The organism is Amycolatopsis sp. NPDC101161, assembly GCF_044768185.1.
In the GTDB taxonomy this organism is placed as follows: domain Bacteria; phylum Actinomycetota; class Actinomycetes; order Mycobacteriales; family Pseudonocardiaceae; genus Amycolatopsis.
The window spans coordinates 170,004-196,041 of the sequence record NZ_JBIWPI010000002.1 but is presented as its reverse complement, the minus strand read 5'-3'; the positions used below and the strand labels follow the sequence as shown (position 1 = coordinate 196,041).

At 71.0% G+C, this 26,038-nt stretch carries 23 protein-coding genes; 13 read left to right on the top strand and 10 right to left on the bottom strand.

Annotated elements, in window-relative coordinates; all coding sequences use genetic code 11:
• Positions 1-52 precede the first annotated feature (52 nt).
• The 6 genes from ACIRSS_RS11935 to ACIRSS_RS11910 form a co-directional block, all read right to left on the bottom strand.
• Entirely contained in the window at positions 53-607 is a 555-nt protein-coding gene (locus ACIRSS_RS11935; protein WP_400893806.1) for a putative immunity protein, read from the bottom strand.
• Positions 608-645: 38 nt separating this feature from the next.
• On the bottom strand, positions 646-1,776 hold the full coding sequence (locus tag ACIRSS_RS11930) for an NAD(P)/FAD-dependent oxidoreductase (protein ID WP_400893804.1): 1,131 nt from the start codon (positions 1,774-1,776) through the stop codon (positions 646-648).
• Positions 1,773-2,093, bottom strand: coding sequence for a bifunctional 3-phenylpropionate/cinnamic acid dioxygenase ferredoxin subunit (locus ACIRSS_RS11925; protein ID WP_400893803.1), 321 nt, complete (start codon positions 2,091-2,093; stop codon positions 1,773-1,775). The genes ACIRSS_RS11930 and ACIRSS_RS11925 overlap by 4 nt, the downstream gene beginning before the upstream one ends.
• Before the next feature lie 181 nt (positions 2,094-2,274).
• Positions 2,275-3,933, bottom strand: coding sequence for a choline dehydrogenase (gene betA, locus ACIRSS_RS11920; RefSeq protein WP_400893801.1), 1,659 nt, complete (start codon positions 3,931-3,933; stop codon positions 2,275-2,277).
• Between the two features lie 100 nt (positions 3,934-4,033).
• On the bottom strand, positions 4,034-5,602 hold the full coding sequence (locus ACIRSS_RS11915) for an amino acid permease (RefSeq protein WP_400893800.1): 1,569 nt from the start codon (positions 5,600-5,602) through the stop codon (positions 4,034-4,036).
• Positions 5,603-5,634: 32 nt separating this feature from the next.
• Positions 5,635-7,050: an aldehyde dehydrogenase family protein gene (locus tag ACIRSS_RS11910; protein WP_400893798.1), complete on the bottom strand. Its 1,416-nt coding sequence runs from the start codon at positions 7,048-7,050 to the stop codon at positions 5,635-5,637.
• Positions 7,051-7,148: 98 nt separating this feature from the next.
• On the opposite strand from ACIRSS_RS11910, the gene ACIRSS_RS11905 reads away from it, so the two are divergent.
• Positions 7,149-7,736 (top strand): TetR/AcrR family transcriptional regulator, encoded by a 588-nt coding sequence (locus ACIRSS_RS11905; protein WP_400893796.1) that lies wholly within the window; start codon positions 7,149-7,151, stop codon positions 7,734-7,736.
• A gap of 94 nt (positions 7,737-7,830) precedes the next feature.
• A complete protein-coding gene (locus ACIRSS_RS11900) occupies positions 7,831-8,952 on the top strand; it encodes an aromatic ring-hydroxylating dioxygenase subunit alpha (protein WP_400893794.1) in 1,122 nt (373 codons plus the stop codon).
• Here ACIRSS_RS11900 and ACIRSS_RS11895 read toward each other — a convergent pair.
• Entirely contained in the window at positions 8,949-9,596 is a 648-nt protein-coding gene (locus ACIRSS_RS11895; RefSeq protein ID WP_400893792.1) for a GntR family transcriptional regulator, read from the bottom strand. The two genes, ACIRSS_RS11900 and ACIRSS_RS11895, sit on opposite strands and share 4 nt — an antisense overlap.
• A 56-nt stretch (positions 9,597-9,652) precedes the next feature.
• On the opposite strand from ACIRSS_RS11895, the gene glyA reads away from it, so the two are divergent.
• The 9 genes from glyA (at position 9,653) to ACIRSS_RS11850 (ending at position 20,735) form a co-directional block, all read left to right on the top strand.
• On the top strand, positions 9,653-10,933 hold the full coding sequence (gene glyA, locus ACIRSS_RS11890) for a serine hydroxymethyltransferase (protein WP_400893791.1): 1,281 nt from the start codon (positions 9,653-9,655) through the stop codon (positions 10,931-10,933).
• Positions 10,930-12,159, top strand: a complete 1,230-nt coding sequence (locus tag ACIRSS_RS11885) for a sarcosine oxidase subunit beta family protein (RefSeq protein ID WP_400893789.1) — start codon at positions 10,930-10,932, stop codon at positions 12,157-12,159. Before glyA ends, ACIRSS_RS11885 begins: the two co-directional genes overlap by 4 nt.
• Before the next feature lie 9 nt (positions 12,160-12,168).
• Entirely contained in the window at positions 12,169-12,447 is a 279-nt protein-coding gene (locus ACIRSS_RS11880) for a sarcosine oxidase subunit delta (RefSeq protein ID WP_400893787.1), read from the top strand.
• Positions 12,444-14,987 carry a 2Fe-2S iron-sulfur cluster-binding protein gene (locus ACIRSS_RS11875; RefSeq protein ID WP_400893785.1) on the top strand — a complete coding sequence of 848 codons (2,544 nt, stop codon included), beginning with the start codon at positions 12,444-12,446 and terminating at the stop codon, positions 14,985-14,987. Before ACIRSS_RS11880 ends, ACIRSS_RS11875 begins: the two co-directional genes overlap by 4 nt.
• Positions 14,977-15,444, top strand: coding sequence for a sarcosine oxidase subunit gamma (locus tag ACIRSS_RS11870; RefSeq protein WP_400893783.1), 468 nt, complete (start codon positions 14,977-14,979; stop codon positions 15,442-15,444). The genes ACIRSS_RS11875 and ACIRSS_RS11870 overlap by 11 nt, the downstream gene beginning before the upstream one ends.
• Positions 15,441-16,283, top strand: coding sequence for a formyltetrahydrofolate deformylase (gene purU / locus ACIRSS_RS11865; protein WP_400893781.1), 843 nt, complete (start codon positions 15,441-15,443; stop codon positions 16,281-16,283). Before ACIRSS_RS11870 ends, purU begins: the two co-directional genes overlap by 4 nt.
• A 9-nt stretch (positions 16,284-16,292) precedes the next feature.
• A complete protein-coding gene (locus tag ACIRSS_RS11860; protein WP_400893779.1) occupies positions 16,293-18,719 on the top strand; it encodes an FAD-dependent oxidoreductase in 2,427 nt (808 codons plus the stop codon).
• Positions 18,720-18,722: 3 nt separating this feature from the next.
• A complete protein-coding gene (locus ACIRSS_RS11855; RefSeq protein WP_400893778.1) occupies positions 18,723-19,244 on the top strand; it encodes a formimidoyltetrahydrofolate cyclodeaminase in 522 nt (173 codons plus the stop codon).
• A gap of 135 nt (positions 19,245-19,379) precedes the next feature.
• Entirely contained in the window at positions 19,380-20,735 is a 1,356-nt protein-coding gene (locus ACIRSS_RS11850) for a S1C family serine protease (RefSeq protein ID WP_400893776.1), read from the top strand.
• 3 nt (positions 20,736-20,738) lie between these two features.
• Here ACIRSS_RS11850 and ACIRSS_RS11845 read toward each other — a convergent pair whose 3' ends face one another.
• Positions 20,739-21,113: a MarR family winged helix-turn-helix transcriptional regulator gene (locus ACIRSS_RS11845; RefSeq protein WP_400893774.1), complete on the bottom strand. Its 375-nt coding sequence runs from the start codon at positions 21,111-21,113 to the stop codon at positions 20,739-20,741.
• Positions 21,114-21,199: 86 nt separating this feature from the next.
• Here ACIRSS_RS11845 and ACIRSS_RS11840 point away from each other — a divergent pair, with 86 nt between their 5' ends.
• On the top strand, positions 21,200-22,657 hold the full coding sequence (locus ACIRSS_RS11840; RefSeq protein WP_400893772.1) for an MFS transporter: 1,458 nt from the start codon (positions 21,200-21,202) through the stop codon (positions 22,655-22,657).
• A 103-nt stretch (positions 22,658-22,760) separates the two neighbouring features.
• Here the strand turns inward: ACIRSS_RS11840 and ACIRSS_RS11835 are convergent, their stop codons facing one another.
• A complete protein-coding gene (locus tag ACIRSS_RS11835; RefSeq protein ID WP_400893770.1) occupies positions 22,761-24,122 on the bottom strand; it encodes an MFS transporter in 1,362 nt (453 codons plus the stop codon).
• Entirely contained in the window at positions 24,119-24,574 is a 456-nt protein-coding gene (locus tag ACIRSS_RS11830; protein WP_400893768.1) for a carboxymuconolactone decarboxylase family protein, read from the bottom strand. Before ACIRSS_RS11830 ends, ACIRSS_RS11835 begins: the two co-directional genes overlap by 4 nt.
• A 47-nt stretch (positions 24,575-24,621) precedes the next feature.
• Between ACIRSS_RS11830 and ACIRSS_RS11825 the strand changes: the two genes are divergently transcribed.
• Positions 24,622-26,004, top strand: coding sequence for a PLP-dependent aminotransferase family protein (locus ACIRSS_RS11825; RefSeq protein WP_400893766.1), 1,383 nt, complete (start codon positions 24,622-24,624; stop codon positions 26,002-26,004).
• Positions 26,005-26,038: the final 34 nt, after the last annotated feature.

Genomic DNA, 26,038 nt, shown 5'->3' with positions numbered 1-26,038 from the left:
CTGACGATTCTGAACCCCCACGCGCTGTCGCCCGGGGGGGGGGGTTGGTGAGTCAAAAACTGCTTAATACCCTTTTTCCAACCACACGACCAGCCGCGGCAGACTGCTGTCCCGGCGGTCGGGTGCGCAGCGCCGCTTCGAGTGCGCGGTGCAGCTCGCCCAGGCGCGTCTTGCCCGGCTTGCCCGGCGGGAACCTCCGCAGGAGCTCGCCGACCTCCGGCGGGGCCTGCGAGAGGGCCCACTCGATCTCAGCGGAGGCGGAACCACCCGCCAGTTCGCGGGCCAGCGCCGCCTGCTGGGCCGGGCCCACGATGTGCTTCACCTGGTGCGGCGACTCCAGCGGGTGCAAGTAAGCCGCTCCGGCCGCGCCCACCGCCGCGCGGGCCGCCGCCGCGGCCGCCGGGTCCCGAGCCTCGCCCGCCGCCGCGAGCGCGTCCCACGCCGTCGTGCGCAGCACGCGAGTGCGTGGACCTCCCGCAGCGAACTCCCGCGCGGCCGAGATCGCCGAAGCCGGGCGCGGGTCGTCGGGGATCAACGGCACCACCCGTGCGGCGCAGTCGGCGGCCCAGCCCGTCAACACCCGCAGTTCGTCAAGAGTCAGCTCCATGTGGGTGAAGCGTATCTTTGAAACGCCGGTTGAGACTTTCAGACGGCCGCCGGCCGGCGAAGAGGCCGCCGCAAGCGGTTGAACAGCTTCGCGTTGTTCAGCGCGAACACCCCGACCGTCTCCCCTTCCCGCTGCCACACCGCCGCGAACGACGACGAAGCCGGATCACCGTCCACGAAGGAAAGCGTGTCGGTCGGCAACGGGTGCCCGGCGACCTGCAAAGTCCCCGAATACTGGTCCGACCACACGTATCCGCTGGGCGTGTACGTCCGCCCGCTGTGCCCGGCCAGCAGGTTCGCCACCGCGACCGGCGCCTGCTCCGACGCGTTCGTCCAGTGCTCGTGCCGCTGTCCGCCGAACCGGGCCACGTCGCCCACGGCGACCACGGACGGCAGCGAGGTCACCAGCCCCGCGTCCGTGTGGACGCCGTTGCCGACCTTCAACCCCGAGCCGGCCAGCCACTCCGTCGACGGGGTCATCCCGACGCCCGTCACCACCACGTCGGCCGGCACCAGCTCACCGGACGCCAGCGAAACCCCGGCCGGGGACAGGCCCGTCACCTGGACCCCGCAGCGCAGGTCCGTGCCGTGGTCGAGGTGCAGCCGGGCGCACACCGCCGCCAGCTCGGGACCCAGCACCGGGGCCAGCGGCAACGGCAACGCCTCCAGGACGACCACGTCCAGACCCAGCGAACGGCACGTCGAAGCCACCTCGGCCCCGATGAACCCGGCGCCGACGATCGCCACCCGCACCCCGGGGACCAGAGCCGCGCGCAGGGCCACGGCGTCGTCGAGCGTCCGCAGCACGAAAGCGCCCTCGAACCCCGGCAGCGTGCGCGCCCGGCCGCCGGTCGCGATGACGACGCCGTCCGCGTGCACCGTACCGCCGTCCGACAGCAGAACCCGGCGGTTGGCGGGCTCCAGCGCGGTCGCCCGCACGCCGAGCCGGAAGTCCAGCGCCAGCGAGGCGAGGTCCCCGGCGTCGAGCAGCTCCAGCGACGCGGTGGAAGCGGTCCCGGCCAGGAAGCCCTTCGACAGCGGCGGCCGGTCGTAGGGCAGGTGCGTCTCTTCGCCGATCAGCACGATCCCGCCGTCGTACCCCTGCGCGCGCAGCTCCTGCGCCGCGCGGACCCCGGCGAGCGACGCGCCGACGACCGCGATGCGCCTCACGCGGCGTCCTCGCTGGCCTCGCCCCGCACGTAGACGACGCCTTCGTCGACGACGACCGCGTACGTGCGCACGGGGTCCTTCGCCGGCAGGCAGGTCGGCATGCCCGTGCGCAGGTCGAACAGCGCCGCGTGCAGCGGGCACTCGACGAAGCAGCCTTCGAGCCAGCCGTCGGCCAGGGAGGCGTCCTGGTGGGTGCACGTGTCGCCGATGGCGTACAGCTCGCCCTCTTCGGTGTGGAACACCGCGATCGCGGGCGGTCCGGGGATCCGGACGGACTCGCCCGGGGGCAGCTCGTCCACCGTGCACGCGCGAATCATGGGTCCTCCGAGACTGTTGCGCATTGGGGAACATGGACTGCGATTCGCAACAAAGTCTGAGTCCCCCGGAGGACGTCGTCAAGGGGTACGCCCGGGTAGTTTCCGTTACCCGGTAACGGGTGTTCCGGGCACGTCGAAGGCCCGTACCGAGGATGGCGGTACGGGCGCTACGACGTCCGGGCTAGTTCTCCCCGTGCCGGTAGAACGGCGTCTTGATCGGGGCGAGCGGGGTGTTGCCGAGGATCAGGTCGGCGGCCTTCTCGGCGGTCATCATCACCGGCGCGTAGATGTTGCCGTTGGTGATGTAGGGCATCACCGACGCGTCGACCACACGCAGGCCCTCGGTGCCGTGTACCCGCATGGTCTGCGGGTCGACGACGGACTTCTCGTCCACGCCCATCTTGGCCGTGCACGACGGGTGCAGCGCGGTCTCGGCGTCCTTGGCGACCCAGTCGAGGATCTCCTCGTCCGTCTCCACCGACGGCCCCGGCGAGATCTCCCCGTCGTTGAACGGGTCGAGCGCGGGCTGGTTGAGGATCTTCCGCGCCACCCGCACGGCCTCGACCCACTCCTTGCGGTCGGTCTCGGTCGACAGGTAGTTGAACTTGATCGCCGGGTGCTGCCGCGGGTCGGTCGAGGTGATCTTCACCGAGCCGCGGGTGTCGGCGTACATCGGGCCGACGTGCACCTGGTAACCGTGGCCCCCCGTGGGCGACGAACCGTCGTAGCGGATCGCCACCGGCAGGAAGTGGAACATCAGGTTCGGGTACTTCACCTCGTCGTTGGACCGGACGAACCCGCCGCCCTCGAAGTGGTTGGTCGCGGCCGGCCCGGACCGCAGGAACAGCCACTGCGCGCCGATGTAGGGCCGCTTCCACTTAGCCAGCGACGGCTGCATCGACACCGGCTGCTTGCAGGCGTACTGGATGTACACCTCCAGGTGGTCCTGCAGGTTTTCGCCGACGCCGGGCAGGTCCTTGACGACGTCGATGCCGAGCTTCTCCAGCTCGGCCGCGTTGCCGACACCGGACAGCTGCAGCAGCTGCGGGCTGTTGATCGCGCCGCCGCAGAGGATGATCTCCTTGCCGTACACCTCGGCCGGCGCGCCGCGGCCCTGCGCGTACTCGACGCCGACCGCGCGGGTGCCGTCGAAGAGGATCTGCGACACGAACGCGTGCGTCTTCACCGTCAGGTTGGGCCGGTCCATCACCGGGTGCAAATAGGCTCCGGCCGCGGACAGCCGCCGTCCGTTGCGGACGTTCCGGTCGAAGGGCGCGAAGCCCTCCTGCCGGTAGCCGTTGACGTCGTCGGTGCGCGGGTAACCCGCCTGCTCGGCGGCGTCGAAGAACGCCTGGAACAACGGGTTCGAGGCCGGGCCGCGCTCCAGTTCGAGCGGACCGTCGTGCCCGCGCCACTTCCCGTCCGGCGGGTCGGCGAGGCAGTTCTCCATCCGGTTGAAGTACGGCAGGCAGTGCGCGTAGTCCCAAGTGGACATCCCGGGGTCGGCGCCCCAGCGTTCGTAGTCCATCGGGTTGCCGCGCTGGAAGATCATCCCGTTGATGCTCGACGACCCGCCGAGCACCTTGCCGCGCGCGTGGTAGATGCGACGGCGGTTCATGTGCGGCTCGGGTTCGCTGCGGTAGCCCCAGTCGTAGAACTTCGACCCGATCGGGAAGGTCAGCGCGGCCGGCATGTGGATGAAGACGTCCCACTTGTAGTCCGACCGGCCCGCCTCCAGCACGAGGACCTTGTTCGCCGGGTCGGCCGAAAGCCGGTTCGCCAGCGCGCAGCCCGCCGAGCCACCGCCGACGATGACGAAGTCGTAGGTATCGGAAGTCATGCGTCCTCCTGGAGAACCTTATTCAGCCGTCGGCCGGCGCGAGAGTCACCGCCGGCAGGTTTGTCGCGTTTCATAGCGCCGTCCTAACCAGAATAAGGTTCTAGCCGGGCAGGGTGTCCGGGGCGTTGTCGGGCATGTGCTCGGGGCTCGTGTGCGACGAACCCCAGGTGCGGCGCCGGACGTACAGCATGATCGCACCGATGATCACGATCAGCCCGGTGACGATCACCGCGCCCCACTGGAAGTACCAGTGGTCGTCGCCGTAGACCTCGGGGCGCGGCCAGATCAGGTTGACCGTCATCGCGGCGCCGTAGACGACCGCGACCAGGTTCACCAGCGTGCCCCAGCGGCCGAGCTTGAAGTACGGGCCGTGCTCGGGACGCGGCCAGCCACCGCGCAGGCGCCGGACGAGCATCGGGCCGGTGACCATCAGGTAGGGGATGTAGAACAGGATGATCGCGGTCGAGGTCAGGATGAAGAACGCCCGCTGGTTGCCCAGGTTGATCAGCAGCACCACGATCGTCAGACCGCCGGTGAGCAGCGCCGGCAGCACCGGCGTCTTCGACCGGGGCGACACCTTGGCCATCGCGCGGCTGAACGGCAGGCGGCCGTCGCGGGCCATCGCCCACGTCATCCGGATGGCCGCGGTCTGCACGGCCAGGCAGCACACGGTGATCGCGATCGCCGAGCAGATCAGGAACGCGTCGCCGAGCCCCTCGCCGAGGGTGCTCTTGAGCAGGTACGGCATGCCGGACGTGCTCAGCTCCTTGGCGCTCAGGTCGCCGACGGCCATCATGCCGAACAGCATGATCAGCCCGCCCACGATGAACGCCGCGGTGATCGCCCGCAGGATCGCGCGGGGCGCGTGCCGGCGCGGCTGGGTGGTCTCCTCGGCCAGCGAGCCCGCGGTGTCGAAGCCGTAGAAGACGTACGCGCTCATCAGCGACGCCACCAGGAACGCCCCGAGGTACCCGAACGAGTGGCCCTCACCGGTGCCGGCGGTGTCGAAGACCAGGCCGGGACCGCGCTTGATGTGGATGGCCAGCGCGATCACGAGCAGGACGCTCGCGCCGAGCTCCACCGCGACGCCGAAGTTGTTGATCTTCGCCATCAGCTTGACGCCGATGATGTTGACGATCGTGGCGAACACGACCAGCACCAGGGCCAGGATGATGGCGTTCTGCGCGCCGCCCGGGGTCGAGGTCAGGCCGGCGTCGTCGGCGCTGCCGACGATCTGGAACGCGGTCGACACCTGCGGCAGGATGATCTGGTAGGCCACCGCGACGGCCGCCGCCGTCACGATCGCGCCGATGATCATGATCCAGCCGGCCAGCCACGACGTCGCGGGTTTCGCGATCTGCTTGGCCCACTGGTACACCGAGCCGGCGAGCGGGAACTGCCCGGCCAGCTCGGCGAAGCACAGCGCCACGGCGGCTTGGCCGACGAAGACCAGCGGCCACGTCCAGATGAAGGCCGGGCCCCCCGACCCGAAGCCGAAGAAGAAGAGCTGGAACACGCCGGTCAGGATCGAGATGTAGCTGAACCCGGCGGCGAAACTGGAGAACGACCCGAGCGAGCGCTCGAGCTCCTGGCGGTAGCCGAACTTCTCGAGTTCGGAGCTGTCTTCGGCAGCAGGCCCCCCGCCCGCCGGTATTTCCTGAGTGGTCATGGCAACGTCCTCACGTGGTGGGGGAGGGGAATTCAGCCCTTGAACCAGTGCTGCGGAACGGGATCGATGTTCTGGTAGACGTGCTTGCTCTCCTGGTACTCGGCCAGCCCGGACGGCCCGAGCTCGCGGCCGATGCCCGACTTGCCGAAACCACCCCACTCCGCCTGCGGCAGGTAGGGGTGGTAGTCGTTGATCCACACGGTGCCGTGGCGCAGGGCCCCGGCGACCCGCTGGGCGCGGGACGCGTCCGACGTCCACACGGCCCCGGCGAGCCCGTACTCGGTGTCGTTGGCCAGCGCGATCGCGTCGGCCTCTTCGGTGAAGCGTTCCACGGTGACGACCGGGCCGAAGACCTCTTCCCGGACGATCGTCATCTCCCTCGTGCAGTCGGAGAAAACGGTGGGGCGCAGGAAGAAACCGCGTTCGTACTCCGGGCCTTCGGGCCGGTTGCCGCCCGCCCGGAGCTTGGCGCCCTCCGCGAGAGCGCTTTCGATGTAGCTCTCGACCTTGGCGCGGTGCTGCGCCGAGACGAGTGCGCCCGTTTCGGTGGCGGGGTCGAGCGGGTCGCCGACCCGGATCCGGTCGGCGCGGTCGGCGAGGTCGGCGACGAACCGATCATGGATTCCATCTTGGACGATCAAGCGCGCGCCCGCCGAGCAGACCTGTCCCGAATGGACGAACGCGGCCATCAGCGCGTAGTCGAGCGCGGTGTCGTAGTCGGCGTCGGCGAAGACCACGTTCGGGTTCTTGCCGCCCAGCTCGAGCGCGACCCGCCGGACGCCCTTCGCGGCGGCCGTCATGATCTTCTCGCCGGTCGCGTAGCCGCCGGTGAAGGAGACCAGGTCGACGCCCGGGTGCTCGACCATCGCGGCGCCGACGCGGCCGTCGCCGAGCAGCAGGTTGACGACGCCGGGCGGCGTGCCCGCCTCTTCGAGCAGGGCGACGAGCTTGATCGTGGTCAGCGGCGTGACCTCGCTGGGCTTGAGCACCACGGTGTTGCCCGCGGCCAGCGCCGGCGCGACCTTCCAGGACATCTGCAGCAGCGGGTAGTTCCACGGCGCGATGAGCGCGCAGACACCGACGGGTTCGTGCACGATCCGGCTGACGACGGTCGCGCTGCCCGCGTCGACCAGGCGTCCGGCGTCCTTGTCGGCGAGGTCGGCGTAGTAGCGGAAGACGTTGGTGACGTCGTCGATGTCGATGCCGCCCTCGCCGAGCGTCTTGCCGGTGTCGAGGCTCTCGGTGCGGGCCAGTTCTTCGCGGTCGCGGACCAGGAGGTCGGCCACCTTACGCAGTAAGGCACCGCGTTCGGTCGCGGTGGTCTGCCGCCACGGGCCCTCGTCGAAGGCCCGGCGGGCGGCGTGCACCGCGGCGTCGACCTCCTCGCGGCCGGCTTCGGCGACGGTCTCGATGACCTCGCCGGTCGCGGGGTTCAGCACATCGAACATGCGGCCCCTTCCCAGATCGGTAGTGGCTGCTTCGCGTCCAGAGTGCGTACATTTGTACGCGAAGCGTGTACAGATGTCCACAAGGGGGTTCGACACCGATGTCGCACACCGAACCGGCCGCGGCCCGGCGCCGCGGTCCGAACGACCCGGAACGGCGGGCGCGGATCGCCCAGGCGGCGATCGAGGTCGTCGCCAAGCGGGGGATCGACGGGGTCACCCACCGGGCCGTCGCGGCGGCCGCGGGGGTGCCGCTGGGCTCGACGACCTACCACTTCGCCACCCTGGACGACCTGCTGGAAGTCGCCCTGCACGAGGCGGCGGAGAAGAACGTCCACGCGCTGAAGGAGTGGGAGTCCGCGCTCCCGCCGGACGCCGACTTCGCCGCGGCGCTGGCCGATCTGGTCATGGGCTACATCAACGAGCAGTACCGGGACACCGTGGTCGAGTACGACCTCTACGTCGCGGCGCTGCACCGGCCGGCGCTGCGCAAGGCGAGCGCGGCCTGGGACGACGCCCTGATCGCGTTCTTCGGCTCCCGCACCGACCCGCTCACCGGCCGGCTGCTCGCGGGGTTGTTCTGCGGCCTCCTGATGCAAGCCGCCCTCGCCGACCCCCGGCCCACCCGCGAGGAGATCGAAACGCTGTTCCGGCGGGCGATCGAGGGGCCGTCGGCCCGGACTTGTTGACAGCCGTGCCGGGCGGCAGTCACTCTGTTCCGGAGTGAGCAACAAGACGCGTTCTGCGCAACTCCCGAACTGATCCGCGGAGAGGACCACGCCGGTGACCGCAATCGATCTCCCGCCGAGCCTGCTCGCCACCCTGCCCGGCTCCGCCTACACCGACCCGGCGGTCTTCGCGGCCGAGCAGGCGAAGATCTTCGAGGCCGACTGGTTCTGCGCCGTGCGCAGCGCCGACCTCGCCGGGCCGGGGGCGTTCGAGACCGTCCAGGTCGGCAAGGAGAGCGTCCTCGTCTCCCGGGGCCGGGACGGCAAGCTCAACGCCTTCCTCAACGTCTGCCGCCACCGCGGCGCCCGGCTGTGCACGTCCGAAAGCGGGGCGGTGAAGCGCGCCTTCCAATGCCCGTACCACGCCTGGACCTACGGCCTCGACGGCAAGCTGATCGCCGCGCCCAACCTCACCGGCATGCCGGACGTCGACCGCACCGAGTTCGGCCTCACCAAGGTCCACCTGCGGGAGTGGCTCGGCTACGCCTGGGTCTGCCTGGCCGACGAGCCGCCGTCGTTCGAGGAGACCGTCGTCGGCGCGGTCACCGAACGGCTCGGCGGCCCGACCGAGATCGACGCCTACGGCATCGACGGCCTGGCGCTGGGCAAGCGCATCGAGTACGACGTGAAGGCGAACTGGAAGCAGATCATCGAGAACTTCATGGAGTGCTACCACTGCGCGACGATCCACCCGGAGCTCACCGAGGTGCTCCCGGAGTTCGCCGACGGCTACGCCGCGCAGTACTACGTCGGCCACGGCGCCGAGTTCGGCGGCGAGATCAAGGGCTTCACCGTCGACGGCTCCGAAGGCGTCGACCGCCTCCCCGGCGTCACCGAGGCTCAGGACCGCAAGTACTACGCGATCACCATCAAGCCGGGCGTGTTCGTCAACCTCGTCCCCGACCACGTCATCGTCCACCGGATGTTCCCGCTGGCCCCGGACCGGACGCTGGTGCGCTGCGACTGGCTCTACCTGTCCGAGGTGGTCGAGTCGGGGCGCGACCTGACGCGGTCGGTGGAGTTGTTCCACCGCGTCAACCTGCAGGACTTCGAGGCGTGCGAACGCTGTCAGCTCGCGATGGACTCGCGCTCGTACGCCAACGGCGGGGTGCTCGTGCCGAGCGAGCACCACATCGGCGCCTTCCACGACTGGGTGCGGACGAGGCTGGCGGTCTAGATCAACGCGCGGATGGCGGCCTCGAAGCCGGCGACGTGCGCATGCGTCAACGCGGCGGCCTTCTCGCCGTCGCCCTCGATGATCGCGGTCAGGAGCGGGATGTGCTCGTCGACGTGGCCGGCCATCCCGGACAGCCGGGGCACGAACACGCACCAGATCCGGGTCGCCAGGTTGTCGTACCGGATCAGCGTGTCCTCGAGGAACGGGTTGTGCACGCACGCGTAGATCGCCCGGTGCAGGGCGAGGTCGGTGCGCAGCAGTTCGGCGTTGTCCGCGTCCGGGACACCGGCGTCGAGCTGCGCGCGCAGCTCGGTCAGGGTCGCCCGGTCGGCCGCGGTCGCCCGCTCGGCCGCGGCGGCCGTCGCCATCGGTTCGAGGGTGCGCCGGACCTCGGAGATGTGCGCGAGGTCGGAGATGTTGACGTCGGTGGCGAACGTCCCGCGTCGCGGGTAGGCGACGACCAGCCGCTCGGACTCGAGGCGCTTCAGCGCTTCGCGGATCGGCGTGCGGCCCATGCCGAGCGCGGTGCCGAGCTCCTCCTCGTTGATGGGGGAGCCGGGCCGGATGTCGAGCATGACCAGGCGATCACGGATGAAGCGGTACGCCTGTTCCGCCAGCGATGGGGGATTGACCTGCGGGTGCATGGCGCTTAGCCTACATCGACGATTGATATATCAGAAGTCGACCAGACGGAGTCGGAATGACCGCGACGATCGACCAGCACGTGCTCAACCGGTCCCTGGCCGACTACGACCCGGCGGTCGCCGAAGCGATCGGCGCGGAGCTGCACCGGCAGCAGTCGACGCTGGAGATGATCGCCTCCGAGAACTTCGCGCCGCTCTCCGTGCTGCAGGCCCAGGGCTCGGTGCTGACGAACAAGTACGCCGAGGGCTACCCCGGGCGGCGCTACTACGGCGGCTGCGAGCACGTCGACGTGCTCGAACAGCTCGCCATCGATCGCGTGAAGGCGCTGTTCGGCGCAGGGTTCGCCAACGTCCAGCCGCACTCCGGCGCCCAGGCGAACGCGGCCGCGATGGCGGCGCTCCTCAAGCCCGGCGACAAGATCCTCGGCCTCTCGCTGGCCCACGGCGGCCACCTGACGCACGGCATGCGGATCAACTTCTCCGGCCTGCTCTACGACGTCGCCGCCTACGAAGTGTCCGAAAAGGACTACCGCGTCGACCTGGCCGAGGTCGAGCGGCTGGCGAAGGAGCACCGGCCGAAGGTGATCATCGCCGGCTGGTCGGCCTACCCGCGTCAGCTCGACTTCGCCCGCTTCCGCGAGATCGCCGACGAGGTCGGCGCGTACCTGATGGTCGACATGGCCCACTTCGCCGGGCTGGTCGCCGCCGGGCTGCACCCGTCGCCGGTGCCGCACGCGCACGTCACGACGACCACCACGCACAAGACCCTCGGCGGCCCGCGCGGCGGCGTGATCCTGACGAATGACGCAGGCCTGGCGAAGAAGGTCAACTCCGCCGTCTTCCCCGGCCAGCAGGGCGGTCCGCTCGAACACGTCATCGCGGCGAAGGCCGTCGCCTTCAAGATGGCCGCCGAGCCGGAGTTCGTGGAACGCCAGCAGCGCACCCTGCGCGGCGCGAAGCTGCTGGCCGAGCGGCTCCTGGTGGAGGACGGTATCTCCGTGCTGACCGGCGGCACCGACGTCCACCTCGTGCTCGCCGACCTGCGCGACTCCGAACTGGACGGCAAGCAGGCCGAGGACCGGCTGCACGAGGTCGGCATCACCGTGAACCGCAACGCCGTCCCGTTCGACCCGCGGCCGCCGATGGTGACGTCCGGCCTGCGGATCGGCACCCCGGCCCTGGCCACCCGCGGGTTCGGCGACGGCGAGTTCCGCGAGGCCGCCGACGTCATCGCCGAGGCGCTGCGGCCCGGTTTCGACGCCGAAAAGCTCCGCGCCCGCGTCACCGCGCTCGCCGAAGCGTTCCCGCTGTACCCGAGCCTGGGAGAGACCCGATGACCCGCACGCCCGGCGCGGACCTGCCGGACCACCCCGACTTCCTCTGGACCGACCCCGAACCCAAGCCGGCCTACGACGTCGTTGTCGTGGGTGGCGGCGGGCACGGCCTCGCGACCGCGTACTACCTGGCCAAGGTGCACGGCATCACCAACGTGGCCGTGCTGGAGAAGGGCTGGCTCGCGGGCGGGAACATGGCCCGCAACACCACGATCATCCGCTCCAACTACCTCTGGGACGAGAGTTCCGGCATCTACGAGCACTCCCTCAAGCTGTGGGAAGGGCTCGAAGAGGACCTCGGCTACCCGATCCTGTTCAGCCAGCGCGGGGTGCTCAACCTGGCGCACAGCCTGCAGGACGTCCGCGACAGCGTCCGCCGCGTCGAGGCCAACAAGCTCAACGGCATCGACGCCGAGTGGGTGGACGCCGACGGCGTCAAGGAGATCTGCCCGATCGTCAACACCTCGCCGGACGTCCGCTACCCGGTGCTGGGCGCGACTTTCCAGCCGCGCGCGGGCATCGCGAAGCACGACTACGTGGCCTGGGGCTTCGCCCGTGCCGCGCACGAACTGGGGGTCGACCTCATCCAGAACTGCGAGGTCACCGGGATCTCCACAGTGGACGGCCGGGTCACCGGGGTGGACACCAGCAGGGGCCGGATCGCCGCGGGCAAGGTCGCGCTGTGCGCGGCCGGGCACACCTCCGTGCTCGCGAAGATGGTCGGGCTGGACCTGCCGCTGACGTCGCACCCGTTGCAGGCGCTGGTGTCGGAGCTGCTGGAGCCGATCCACCCGACGGTCGTCATGTCGAACGCCGTGCACGTCTACGTTTCCCAGGCGCACAAGGGCGAGCTCGTGATGGGCGCCGGCATCGACAGCTACAACGGCTACGGCCAGCGCGGCTCGTTCCACATCATCGAGCAGCAGATGGCCGCCGCGCTGGAGCTGTTCCCGGTGTTCGCGCGGGCGCACCTGCTGCGGACGTGGGCCGGGATCGTCGACACCAGCCCGGACGCGTCGCCGATCATCGGCCTGACCCCGGTGGAGAACCTGTTCCTCAACTGCGGCTGGGGGACCGGCGGCTTCAAGGCAACCCCCGGCGTCGGCGACGTCTTCGCGGCGACCATCGCGCGCGGCAAGCCGCACGAGTACGCCGAGCCCTTCGCCCTCGACCGGTTCACCACCGGTGCCCTCGTCGACGAGCACGGCGCCGCCGCCGTCGCGCATTAGGAGCCTCAGATGCAACTCATTCCCTGCCCCTGGTGCGGGCCCCGCGAAGAAGCCGAGTTCCACTATGGCGGCCAGGCGCACGTCGCCTACCCGGCGGACCCGTCGGCACTGTCCGATGAGGAGTGGGCGAAGTTCGTCTTCTTCCGCGACAACCCGAGCGGGCCGTTCGCCGAGCGCTGGAGCCACTCCGCGGGGTGCCGACGGTGGTTCAACGCCGTCCGCGACACCCGCACCCACGACCTGAAGGCGGTCTACCGCCTCGACGAGCCCCGGCCGGTGATCTCATGACCCGGCTGTCCGGCATCCCGCTGAAGTTCACCTTCGACGGCCGCGAGCTGACCGGCTTCCTCGGCGACACCCTGGCTTCCGCGTTGCTGGCCAACGGCATCCACCAGGTCGCGACCAGCATCAAGTACGGCCGGCCGCGCGGCATCGTCGGCGCCGGTGTCGAGGACTCGAACGCCCTGGTGCAGATCGAAGAGCCGTTCCCGGAGCCGATGCTGAGCGCGACGACCCTCGAGCTGTACGACGGCTTGGTCGCCCGTGGCCTGCCCGGTCAGGGACGCCTCGCCACCGAGCCGGATCCGGCGCGGTACGACGCCAAGCACGCCCACTGCGATGTCCTGGTCATCGGGGCCGGACCCGCCGGACGCGCCGCCGCTGCCGCTGCGTCCGGCCTGGTGCTGCTCGTCGACGACCAGCCCGGCGGCGAGGCTCCCGAAGGCGTCCGGTTCCTTTCGCGCACGACGGCGTTCGGGGTCTACGACGACGGGTTCGTGCTGGCCCTGGAACGCCGGGGCGAGCCCGCGGCGCCCGAGCGCGTCTCGCGTCAGCGCGTGTGGCGGATCCGGGCGAAGCGGATCGTCATCGCGACCGGCGCCCACGAGCGGCCGATCGTCTTTCCGGACAACGACCGTCCCGGCATCATGCTCGCTTCGGCCGCTCGCACGTACCTGAACCGCTACGGCGTGCTCGCCGGGCGGCGCGTGGTCGTGTTCACCACCAACGACTCCGCGCTCGACGCCGCTTCCGACCTGGCCGAAGCCGGGGCCGAGATCGTGCGGATCGTCGACGCCCGTGAGGGCTACGGCGTCATCGGCACCGACGGCGACCGCGACGGCCACATCGCCGCCGCGCACATCGCTCCACTGGGATCGACGGAGGGGGAGCGGGTCGAGTGCGACCTGCTACTCGTGTCCGGCGGCTGGAACCCGGCCGTGCACCTGTTCAGCCAGGCCCGCGGCAAGCTCCGGTACGCCGCCGAGCTGGGCGCGTACGTCCCGGACGGCGACCTGCCGACGGTGAGTGTCGTCGGCGCCGCCGCCGGTGAAGGCCTGCCGGAGGCGAAGATCCTCTGGCAGGTGCCCGCGCCGGAGTCCGAAGTGGACACACGGTTCGTGGACCAGCAGCGCGACGCGACCGTGTCCGACGTCCTGCGCGCGACCGGCGCCGGGCTGCGGTCGCTGGAGCACATCAAGCGCTACACGACGATCGGCACCGCGCACGACCAGGGCAAGACGTCCGGCATGCTCGCCGCCGGCATCACCGCCGAAGCCCTCGGTGTCGACCTGTCGACCCAGCGCCCGACGACGTTCCGGCCGCCGTACACGCCGGTGCCGTTCGCCGCGCTGGCCGGGCGGGACCGCGGTGCGCTGCACGATCCCGTGCGCGTCACGACGATCCACCCGTGGCACGTCGAGCACGGCGCCGAGTTCGAGAACGTCGGCCAGTGGAAGCGGCCCTGGTACTACCCGTGGCCCGGTGAGTCGATGCCCGACGCCGTCCGGCGCGAATGCCGCGCGGCCCGCAACGACGTCGCCGTCATGGACGGGTCCACTTTGGGCAAGATCGACGTCCAGGGCCCGGACGCCGGCTGGTTCCTCGACATGCTCTACACGAACATGATGAGCACCCTCAAGGTCGGCCGGATCCGCTACGGCGTGATGTGCGGCGTCGACGGCATGGTGCTCGACGACGGCACGGTCATCCGCGTCGGGGAGAACCGCTTCCTGGTCACCACGACGACCGGCAACGCGGCGATGGTCCTCGAGTGGATGGAGGAGTGGCTCCAGACGGAGTGGCCGCACCTGCGCGTTTTCGCGACGTCGGTCACCGAGCACTGGACCACGCTCCCGCTGGTCGGGCCGCGCTCGCGGGAAGTGCTCGGCCGGTTGGCCCCGGACCTCGACGTCTCCAATGAGGCCTTCGGGTTCATGACCTGGCAGGACGCCGAGGTCGCCGGGCTCGCCGCGCGGGTCTGCCGGATCAGCTTCTCCGGTGAACTGGCCTACGAGATCAACGTCCCGTCGTGGCACGGACCCGCGCTCTGGCAGTCCATAGTGGACGAAGGAGCGACGCCGTACGGCACCGAGACCATGCACGTCCTGCGCGCCGAAAAGGGCTACCCGATCATCGGCCAGGACACCGACGGCACGGTCACCCCGCAGGACCTCGGCATGTCCTGGGCGGTGTCCAAGAAGAAGGCCGACTTCATCGGCAAGCGCAGCTTCGCCCGCGCCGAGAACAACCGGCCCGACCGCAAGCACCTGGTCGGTTTGCTCCCGGTGGATCCGTCGGTGCTGCTGCCCGAAGGCTCGCAGATCATCGAATCGGAGACGGTGCCGGAACCGCCGGTGCGGATGCTCGGCCACGTCACCTCCAGCTACGACAGCGCCGCCCTCGGCCGCACTTTCGCCCTCGCCTTGGTGCGCTCGGGTCGCGCGCGCATCGGCGAGACGCTGTACGTGCCGGTCGGGGACCAGGTCGTGCCGGTGACCGTGACCGAATCCGTGCTCTTCGACAAGGAAGGAGCCCGCCGTGACGGTTGACGCGGTCGAAGAACCGTTCCGCACCCAGCTCACCGTGCGCCTCCGGGAAGGCGAGACGCTCCTCGGCGTCGCCCTGCCCGGCCCGTGCCGGTACACCACCGGCAACGGCGTCGACATCCTCTGGATGGGTCCCGACGAATACCTCGTGCTCGCCGAACCCGGCCGCCAAGCCGAGCTGGAAGCGGTACTTTCCCGGGAAAGTGACGCCGTGGTGGACGTCTCGGCGCAGCGCAACGCCGTTCGGCTGACCGGCTCGCACGCGGCCGACGTCCTGGCGCACGGGTGCTCGATCGACCTGGAGGCGTCGCCGCCGGGAACGTGTGTCCAGACCCTGCTGGCCCGCACCGGGATCGTGCTGGTGGTCCGGGAAGAGGGCTTCACGATCCTCGTGCGGCAGTCCTTTTCGGACTACTTCCACGCCTGGCTGGCCGACGCGAGTCTGGAGTACGTCTCGTGACCTTCACCCTGACGCTCAAGTGCCCCGAACGTTCGGGCATCGTCCACGCCGTCACGACGTTCCTCGTCGGGCAGGGCTGCGACATCGTCGAGCACCAGCAGTTCGACGACGACGTCCGCGGCTCGCTGTTCCTGCGCACGTCGTTCACGTCCGCCGAAGAGACCACTGTGGACGACCTGACCCGCGCCTTCGCCCCGGTGGCCGGCGACTTCGGCATGGAGTTCGGCTTCTCCGACGGCACGCCGCCGCGGATCCTCGTGATGGTCTCGAAGTTCGGGCACTGCCTCAACGACCTGCTCTTCCGCTGGCGCGCGGGCGGCCTCGGCGCGGAGATCGCGGTGGTCGTCTCGAACCACGAGGACCTGCGGCCGATGGCCGAGGCGGCCGGCGTGCCGTTCGTGCACGTCCCGGTCACCCCGGACACCAAGCCGGAGGCCGAGCAGCGGCTGCTCGACCTCGTCGGGGAGTACGAAGCGGACTTGATCGTGCTCGCCCGGTACATGCAGGTGCTGTCGAACGAGCTGTGCCAGAAGCTCGAAGGCCGCGCGATCAACATCCACCACTCGTTCCTGCCCGGGTTCAAGGGCGCCAAGCCCTACCACCAGGCCTACGACCGCGGCGTCAAGTACGTCGGCGCGACCGCGCACTACGTCACCCCCGACCTCGACGAGGGCCCGATCATCGAGCAGGAGGTGCAGCGCGTCGACCACACGTACTCGCCGCGCGAGCTCGTGACCGTCGGCCGTGACGCCGAAGCCCTCGCCCTCTCCCGCGCGGTCCGCTGGCACTGCGAGCGCCGCGTCCTGCTCAACGGCAACAGCACCGTCGTCTTTCGTTAGGAGCCCGCCATGACCGCACCGCGAGTAGTGATCATCGGCGCCGGCATCGTCGGCGCGAACCTCGCCGACGAGCTGACCGCCCGCGGCTGGACCGACGTCACCGTGCTCGACCGGGGCCCGCTGCCGCGCACCGGCGGGTCCACTTCGCACGCGCCCGGCCTGGTGTTCCAGACCAACGCGTCGAAGGCGATGACGGACTTCGCCCGCTACACCGTCGAGAAGCTCCTGGAGCTGGACTGCTTCCTCCAGGTCGGCGGCATGGAGGTGGCGACGACCCCGGAGCGTTGGGAGGACCTCAAGCGCAAGCACGGCTGGGCGACGTCGTGGGGCGTCGAAGGGTCGCTGATCGACGCCGCCGAATGTGTCGAACGCTGGCCGCTCCTGGACGGTTCGCGGATCTTCGGCGCGCTGCACGTCCCCACCGATGGGCTCGCGCGGGCCGCCAAGGCCGTCGAGGTGCTGGCCGCGCGGGCGGGCTCGCGCGGCGCGAAGTTCATCGGCTCCACGCGCGTGACCGACGTCCTGCAGGAGGGTGGGCGCGTCACCGGCGTCCGGACCGACCAGGGCGACTTCCCGGCCGACGTCGTCGTGTCGTGCGCCGGGTTCTGGGGCCGTGAGATCGGCGCGATGGTGGGCATGGACGTCCCGCTGCTGCCGCTGGCCCACCAGTACGCCAAGACCGGACAGGTCGCGGAACTCGTGGGGCGCAACACCGAAGAGGTCGAGGCGAGCCTGCCCATCTTGCGGCACCAAGACCAGGACCTGTACTTCCGCGAGCACGTCGACCGGCTCGGCATCGGCTCCTACGCGCACCGGCCGATGCCGGTCGAGGAGTCCACATTGGACCCGGCGGTGACCGAGACGGCCATGCCGTCCATGCTGCCCTTCACCGAGGACGACTTCGCGCCGTCGTGGGAACAGAGCCAGCTGTTGCTGCCCGCTCTGCGTCAGACGAAGGTGGAGGAGGGCTTCAACGGCATCTTCTCCTTCACCCCGGACGGCCAGTCGCTGGTCGGCGAGTCGGCCGACGTCCGCGGGTTCTGGCTCGCCGAGGCGATCTGGGTGACGCACTCCGCCGGCATCGCGAAGGCGGTCGCCGAGCTGCTCGTCGACGGGCATTCCGAAGTGGACACCCATGAGGTGGACGTCCACCGCTTCGAAGACGTCCAGCTCGCACCGTCCTATGTGTACGAGACGGCGCAGCAGAACTTCGTCGAGGTCTACGACATCCTGCACCCGTTGCAGCCCAAGCTTTCCCCGCGTGACCTGCGCGTGACGCCGTTCCACGTCCGCCAGCGCGAGCTGGGCGCGGTGTTCCTGGAGGCGGGCGGCTGGGAGCGGCCGCACTGGTTCGAGGCCAACGCGCCGCTGCTGAAGAAGCTCCCGCACGACGCGCTGCCGCCGGCGCGGGACGCGTGGTCGGCGCAGTTCCACTCGCCGATCGCGGCGGCCGAGGCGTGGCACACGCGCAACGGTGTCGCGCTGTTCGACATGACGCCGTTGAAGCGCGTGGAGATCAGCGGACCCGGATCGCTGGAGTTCCTGCAGTCCTTGACGACCAACCAGCTCGACAAGTCGGTCGGCTCGGTCACCTACACGCTGATGCTCGACACCGCCGGCGGCATCCGCAGCGACGTCACGGTCGCGCGGCTCGAGCCCGAGGTGTTCCAGGTCGGGATCAACGGCGGCATCGACGTCGACCACTTCGTCAAGCACGCGCCTCCCGGGGTGCAGGTGCGGGACATCACCGGCGGGACGTGCTGCGTCGGCGTCTGGGGCCCGCTCGCGCGGGACCTCGTGCAGCCGCTGTCGCGCGAGGACTTCTCGCACCAGGGCCTCAAGTACTTCCGGGCGCGCAAGGCTCGCATTGCCGGGGTGCCGGTGGTCGCGATGCGACTGTCCTATGTGGGCGAGCTGGGCTGGGAGATCTACACCAGCGCGGACAACGGCCTGCGGCTGTGGGACGCGCTGTGGGCGGCCGGGCAGCCCCTCGGCGTCATCGCGGCCGGGCGGGCGGCGTTCAACAGCCTGCGGCTGGAGAAGGGCTACCGGCTGTGGGGCACCGACATGACCACCGAGCACGACCCGTACGAGGCCGGCGTCGACTTCGCGGTGCGCCCGGCGAAGGGGGAGTTCCTGGGCCGGGACGCGCTCGAGGGCCGGACGCCGTCGCGGCGGTTGCGGTGCCTGACGATCGACGACGGCCGCACGGTCGTGCTGGGCAAGGAGCCGGTGTTCGTCGACGGCGTGGCCGCGGGCTACGTCACGAGCGCGGCGTACGGGTACACCGTCGGGCGGCCGATCGCCTACGCGTGGCTCCCGGCGTCGGCGGACATCGGCAGCGGCGTGGAGATCGAGTACTTCGGCCGCCGGGTCGCGGCCACCGTGGCCGCCGAGCCGCTGGTCGACCCCGGCATGGAACGGATCCGGCGGTGAGCCATGCGTGACCAGATCATGAGCGACTTCCTCAAGAGCCTCGCCTCCGACGCCTCCCCGGGCGGCGGCGCGACGGCGGCCCTGCACGTCGCCCAGGCCGCGGCCCTGGCCGGCCGGGTTTCCGGCGCCCGCGAAGCCGGGGCGCTGAGCATGCACGCGCTGCGGCTGGCGGAGAAGGAGGCCCACGCGGCGGCCGTCCTCAGCCGGGCGCACCGGCTGCCACCGGGCGCGGCGCGGGACTCCGCGCTGGCCGAAGCCCGCCGGTGCGCGTGCGTCCCGGCGGCCGAGGTGATCACCGCCGCGGCGGCGGTGCTCGACCTGGCGGACCGGGTGCCGCCGGACCCCTGGGTGGCCGCGGACCTGGCGGCCGTGGCGGAAGCGGCCCGGGCGGCGGCGGTGACGGCCGGGCTGGTCATCGAGATCCACTCCGGCGTGGCCCCACCCGAGGTGGCGGCGGTGAGCGAGCGCGCCGACCGCCTGACGGCCGGCATCCGGGAGGCGGTGCTGCTGGTCAGCCGGGGGTAACGTCGGTCACGTCGGCTCGGCTCCGGTCCCGTCCCGGGTACATCCACAGCAAGTCCATGGAAGCGCGCCAGGAAATTCTCAGGAACGGGGCGTTTCCTGGAACGGCCGGAGGCTTGTCGAGGGCTGGAGCTGTGCATGAGCGAGTACGACCGAGGACCGCGGGGCGGCGGCGAGTACCCGTACGGCTACGGCCAGGGCGAATACCCGCAGGGCCAGGGCTACTACGACCAGCAGCCCTACGACCAGCCCCGTGACCAGTGGGGCCGCCCGTACCCGCCGCAGTACACGCAGCCCCAGGGCTACTACGGCCGGCCGGGTGCCCCCTACGGCTATTACGGCCATGAAGGTGCCCCTCAGGGCTTCCCGCCGCCCGTTCCGCAGCCGCCGCGCCGGCGGCCCGTCCGCGCGCTGGCGTTCGCCGTGGTCGCGGTGGCCATCGCCGTGGTCGCGGGGCTCGGCATCGGGCACCTCATCTCGGCCTCGACCAGTTCGAACGCCGGCGGCAACCAGAACTTCGGTTTCTCGGGGCAACCCAGCTCGTCGCAGACGGTGCTCGACGCCAGCGCCGTGGCCGCGAAGGTCGACCCGGCGATCGTGAACGTCAACACCGAGCTCGGCCTGCAGGGCGCGGCCGCGGCGGGCACCGGGATCGTGCTCACCCCGGACGGCGAGATCCTGACGAACAACCACGTCGTCGCGGGCGCGACCAGCATCAAGGTGACCAGCATCGGCACCGGCGACACGTACAAGGCGCACGTCGTGGGCTACGACCGCAGCGAGGACATCGCGGTGATCCAGCTCGACGGCGCCTCCGGCCTGCCGACGGCGAGCATCGGCGACTCGGGCACGGTCAAGGTCGGCGACCAGATCCTCGGCCTCGGCAACGCGGGCGGCAAGGGCGGCGACCCGGTGCCCGCGCCGGGCACGGTGACCGCGCTGGACCAGTCGATCACGGCGTCCGACGAGTCGAGCGGGTCGTCCGAGCAGCTCACGGGCCTGATCCAGGTCCGCGCCAACATCGAGTCGGGCGACTCCGGCGGGCCGCTGGTCAACGCGGACGCGCAGGTCATCGGCGTGGACACGGCCGCGTCGACGGGCTACCAGCTCAACGGCCGCCGCAGCGGCGGCGCCGGGCAGGGGTTCGCGATCCCGATCAACCAGGCGGTCGACATCGCCCACAAGATCGTCGCGGGCACGGCGACGGACAAGATCCACATCGGCAAGACGGCGTTCATCGGGGTCTCGGTGGCGGACGGCCAGGGCGGTGCCCAGGTCCGCGAGGTGGTTTCCCGCGGCCCGGCGCAGCAGGCGGGCTTGACGGCGGGAAGCGTGATCACGGCGATCGACGGCAAGCCGATCGACTCGGCGACGACGTTGACGAACGTGATGGACACCCACCACCCGGGCGACAACCTGACGTTGACGGTGACGGACGCGTCGGGCGGGCAGCAGCAGCTTCAGGTGACGGCGGCCGAGGGGCCGGTCGGCTGACGCTCAGCGCAGCGTCTCGTTGAGCACCTCGCGGTGCGTCCGCTTGGCCGCGAGGTACTTCTCCCGGCCGGCGTCGGTGATCGTCACGAAGATGCCGCGCCGGTCGACCTCGCACAGCGCCCGCTCGACCAGCCCTTCCTTCTCCAGCCGCGCCACCAGCCGTGACGTCGCGCTCTGGCTGAGGTGGATCGCTCCGGTCAGATCGGCCGAGCGGCACTTGAAGTCGCACGTCGCGAGGCGCTCCAGGGCTTCGAACTCGTTCGCGCCGATGCCGTGGCGCTCCTGGAGGCGGCACTCGAGCGTGGTGAACACGGCCGAGTAGCGGGCCAGCAACTCGTGCCACTCCTGGACCAGACCCTGTTCAGCGACGTCGCTCACGGCGGCCAACTTATCATGCACGGGCATCAGATGCAAACGCATTAAATGCATCGACATTAGATGCGCGTGCATGTAGTGTCGCCGCCATGAGCTCTTCCGTGTCCTTGTCCACCACCTCCACGCGGTGGGACGCACGTCTCTGGGGTGTCCTGCTCACCGTTTCGATCGTCATCGGCCTCGACGCGCTCGACGTGTCGATGGTCGGGGTCGCGCTGCCCGCCATCCAGGCCGACCTCGGCCTCTCCACCAACGCGCTGCAATGGGTCGTCAGCGGGTACGTCCTGGGCTACGGCGGGCTGCTGCTGCTCGGCGGGCGCACCGCCGACCTGCTCGGCCGCCGCCGCGTGTTCCTCGTGGCCGTCGCCGTGTTCGCGCTGGCCTCGCTGCTCGGCGGGCTCGTCGACGACGGCGCACTGCTCATCGCGAGCCGCTTCATCAAGGGCCTCGCCGCCGCGTTCACCGCGCCGGCCGCGCTGTCCATCATCACCACGACGTTCCAGGAAGGCCCCGCCCGCAACAAGGCGATCAGCATCTTCGCCGTGTTCGGCGCCAGCGGCTACTCCGCCGGCCTCGTGTTCTCCGGCCTGCTGACCGAGGTCGGCTGGCGCTGGACGTTCCTGCTGCCCGCCCCGATCGCGCTCGTCGCGCTGGTGGCGGCGTGGAAGCTGATCCCGTCGTACCAGCGGGAAGAGGGCCGCGGCTACGACTTCCCGGGCGCCATCACCGGCGCCGCCGGTTCGCTGCTGCTGGTGTTCGGCGTCGTCGAGGCGCCGGAGGTCGGCTGGGCCGCGCCGCGCACGCTGATCACGTTCCTCGTCGCGGCCGCCCTGCTGGTGACGTTCGTGGTCATCGAAAAGCGCAGCAGCCACCCGTTGCTGCGGCTGGGGATCCTGAAGTCCGGTCCGCTGGCCCGGGCGAACCTCGGCGGCGCGCTGTTCTTCGGCGCGTACATCGGGTTCCAGTTCGTCGTGATGCTGTACCTGCAGCGGGTGCTGGGCTGGTCCGCGCTGCAGACGGCGCTCGGCTTCCTGCCGGCGGCGCTGATCGTGGCGTTCGGTTCGCCGCGCATCGAGCCGCTGATCGACCGCGTCGGCACGCCGCGCACGATCTTCGCCGGCGTGGTCGCGCACGTCATCGGCTACGCGCTGTTCCTGCGCATCGACGAGCACTCCGGGTACGCCGCCTACGTCCTGCCCAGCATGATCCTGCTGGGCATCGGTTTCACGCTGGCGTTCTCCTCGCTGAACATCCAGGCCACGGCCGGGATCGCGGACAGCGAGCAGGGCTTGGCGGGTGGCCTGCTGAACACGTCGCTGCAGGTCGGCGGCGCGATCGGCCTGGCGGTGGTGACGGCGGTCCTGACCGCGAACGGCGGACGTGAAGCCTCGCCGGCCGCGCTGCTCACCGGGCTGACGCCGGCGTTGAGCGTGGTCACCGGGATCGCGGTGCTGGGCCTGCTGATCGCGGTCAGCGGCCTGGTCGCCCGGAAGCGCCCGGCCGAAGAACCCGTCCCCGAGGCCGATCTGCTGGCCCTGGCGGACTGAACAAAGCGGAAGAGCCACCATCGCGGGGGATGGTGGCTCTTCCGCGCTCGAGCGGCGCCGGTTTCCGTCGGTGCCCTCCGGTAGCGTGGCAATCGGGGGCTGCTCAGGTCGGAACCGGCACCCGCCGCGCGCCGCCGAACCGCAGGGCGGCCACGGCCGTGAGCGCGATTCCCGCCGCGGCCAGCAGCACCGCCGTGCGCAGACCGTCCACTTCGGACGTTCCCGCGTTGGCCACCGCCACGAACACCGCCAGGCCCACCGTGCCGCCGACCTGCTGGGCCGTCGACGCCACCCCGGACGCGATCCCCTGTGCCGAAGCCGGGGTTCCGGCCGCGGCCGCACCGAACATCAGCGTGTAGCCCGCGCCTTGCCCCAGCCCCAGCACGACCAGCGCCGGTACCACGTCCAGGTAGGACGCCTCCAGCGTCATCGACAGTCCCAATAGGACGGCCCCGGCGCCACCGACGACCAGGGACACCACCAGCGTCGGCCGCGTGCCGAAGCGGGTGGCCAGCCGGCCCGCCGCCTGCGAACCCGCCGCGATCGCCACCATCGGCACGCCGAACGCGAGCCCGGTCGCCAGTGCGCCGTAGCCGTGCACGCCCTGGAAGTAGCCGGTGAGGAAGTACAGCAGCGTCCCGAACGTCCCCATGTACAGGAACGTCACGACGACGCCGGTGCCGAGGTTGCGCTCCCGCAGCAGCCGCAACGGCAACAGCGGGTCGCGGCTGCGGCGCTCGATCACCACGAACGCGGCCAGGGAGGCCAGACCGGCGCAAGCCGGGAGCAGCACCGGAGTCCAGCCCAGTTCCGGGCCTTCGACCAGTGCGAACACCACCAGCGTCGTGCCGAGGGTCGCGGTCAGCGCGCCGGGGAGGTCGAACCGGCGGCCGGGCACCCGGGCCGGGTCGGCCGGCAGCAGGACGAACGCGAGCACCGCGGCGGCCGCGGCCAGCGGGACGTTCACGAAGAACACCGCCGCCCAGCCGAACGCCTGCGTCAGCACCCCGCCCAGCAGCGAGCCGAGGATCATGCCGCTGCCGCCCGCGGTGCCCCACACCGCGAACGCGCGGTTGCGCTCGCGACCGGCCGCGAACGAGGTGCTGACCAGGGTGAGCGTCGCGGGGAAGAGCAGCGCCCCGCCCAGGCCCTGCCCGGCCCGGGCGGCGACGAGCAGGCCGGGCTCGCCGGCCAGCCCGCCCAGGAGCGACGCCCCGGCGTAGAGCGCGCACCCGGCGGCGAACACCCGGCGCGGGCCGGCCAGGTCGCAGGCCCGGCCGCCCAGCAGCAGGAACCCGCCGAACGCCACGGCGTACGCGCTCACCACCCACTGCAGGCTCTGCGCGGAGAACCCGAGGTCGCGGCCGATGTCCGGCAGTGCCACGTACACGATGTTGTAGTCGAGGGAAATGATCAGCTGCGCGAAGGCCAGCAACGCCAGCACCGCGCCCGGACGGCGGGTCATCGCGCGACCCGCTCGTCCGTGCCCGGCACCTTCGCCGTGGTGATCGCGATGCGGTTCCACGTGTTGATCGTGAAGATCAGCGCGAGCAGCTGGGCCAGCTCCTCCTCGCCGAACTGGCCGGCGGCCCGGGCGTAGACGTCGTCCGGGACGCCGCCGGAGATCAGCGTGACGGCCTCGGTCAGGGCCAGCGCCGCCTGCTCCTTCTCGCTGAAGAAGTGCGCGGCCTCGTGCCACACCGCGACCATGTGCAGCCGCTCTTCGCTCTCGCCGGCCTTGCGGGCGTCGGAGGTGTGCATGTGCAGGCAGTAGGCGCAGCGGTTGAGCTGCGACGCGCGGATCTGGACCAGCTCGACCAGCGCGGGGTCGAGCCCGGCGCGGGCGGCGGCGTCGAAGCCGATCAGGGCCTTGAAGGCCTTCGGGGCGGTCTTGGCGAAGTTCACTCGGTTCGTCATGACCAGAAATCTAGGGGCACTTTGACCCCCGTGTAGGGTGCATTTCCGTGCCGGAATCGTGGGTCAATTCGGGGGTCGACCTCCACCTGGAGCTGGCGGGCGGCGGCAAGCGGGCCGCGCTCATCACCGCCCTGCGCGACGCCGTCCGCACCGGACGGCTCGCTTCGGGCACCCGGCTCCCGCCGTACCGGGCCCTGGCCGCCGACCTCGGGCTGGCCCGCAACACCGTCGCCGAGGCCTACGCCGAGCTGGTCGCCGAAGGCTGGCTGACCGCCGTCCAGGGCTCCGGCACGCGCGTCACCTCGCGGGCCGAGCCGCTCCCGCCGGCCCGCACGCCGAAGAAGGCGCCCGTTCCGGCGCCGCGGCACAACCTGCGCCAAGGGCAGCCGGACGCGACGACGTTCCCGCGCACCGAGTGGCTCGCCGCCGCGCGTCGGGCGTTGAACGTCGCTCCGCACGACGCCTTCGGCCCCGGCGACCCGCGCGGCCGGCCGGAACTGCGGGAAGCGCTGGCCGGCTACCTCGCGCGCGCCCGCGGCGTGCGGACGTCGCCGGAGCGGATCGTCGTGTGCTCGGGGTTCGCGCACGCGCTGCGGCTGCTGTTCCCCGCGGTGCTGCCCGGCCCGCTCGCCGTCGAGGCGTACGGGCTCCCGTTCCACCGCTCGATCTTCGCGACGGCCGGCGTCGAGACGATTCCCATTGCCCTGGACGAAAAAGGCGCGTGCGTCGACGAGCTGGCCGCGCCGGACGTGCTGCTGACGCCCGCGCACCAGTTCCCGACCGGCGGGCCGCTGCACCACGACCGCCGCACGGCGGTGCTCGACCACGTCCGCGCGACCGGCGGCGTGCTCATCGAGGACGACTACGACGGCGAATTCCGCTACGACCGCAAGCCGGTCGGCGCGGTGCAGGGCCTGGACCCCGAGCACGTCGTCTACGTCGGTTCGGTGAGCAAGAGCCTGTCACCCGCGTTGCGGCTGGGCTGGCTGGTGCTGCCGGAGGCGCTGGTCGGCCCGGTGCTCGCGGCGAAGGGGGAGCGCGAGGCGTGGGCGGGGGTGCTCGACCAACTCACGCTGGCGGAGTTCCTGCGGTCCGGCGCGTACGACCGGCACATCCGGCGCATGCGCCTGCGCTACCGGCGCCGCCGCGACCTGCTCGTCGGCGCGCTGGCGGAGCGGGCACCGCACGTGACGCCGACCGGCATCGCCGCGGGACTGCACGCGGTGCTGCGGCTGCCGCCGGGAACCGAGGCGTCGGCGATGAAAGCCGCGGCGTGGCAAGGACTCGCGCTGGACGGCTTGGCCGCGTTCCGCCACCCGGCGAGCACGATGTCCACAATGGACGGTCTGGTGGTCGGCTACGCGACCCCGCCGGAGCACGCGTACCCGGCGGCGGTCGACGCCCTGTGCCGCGCGCTCCCGCCCGAGTGACCCGCTAATCCGGACAGGTTGTGTCCGGTATCCG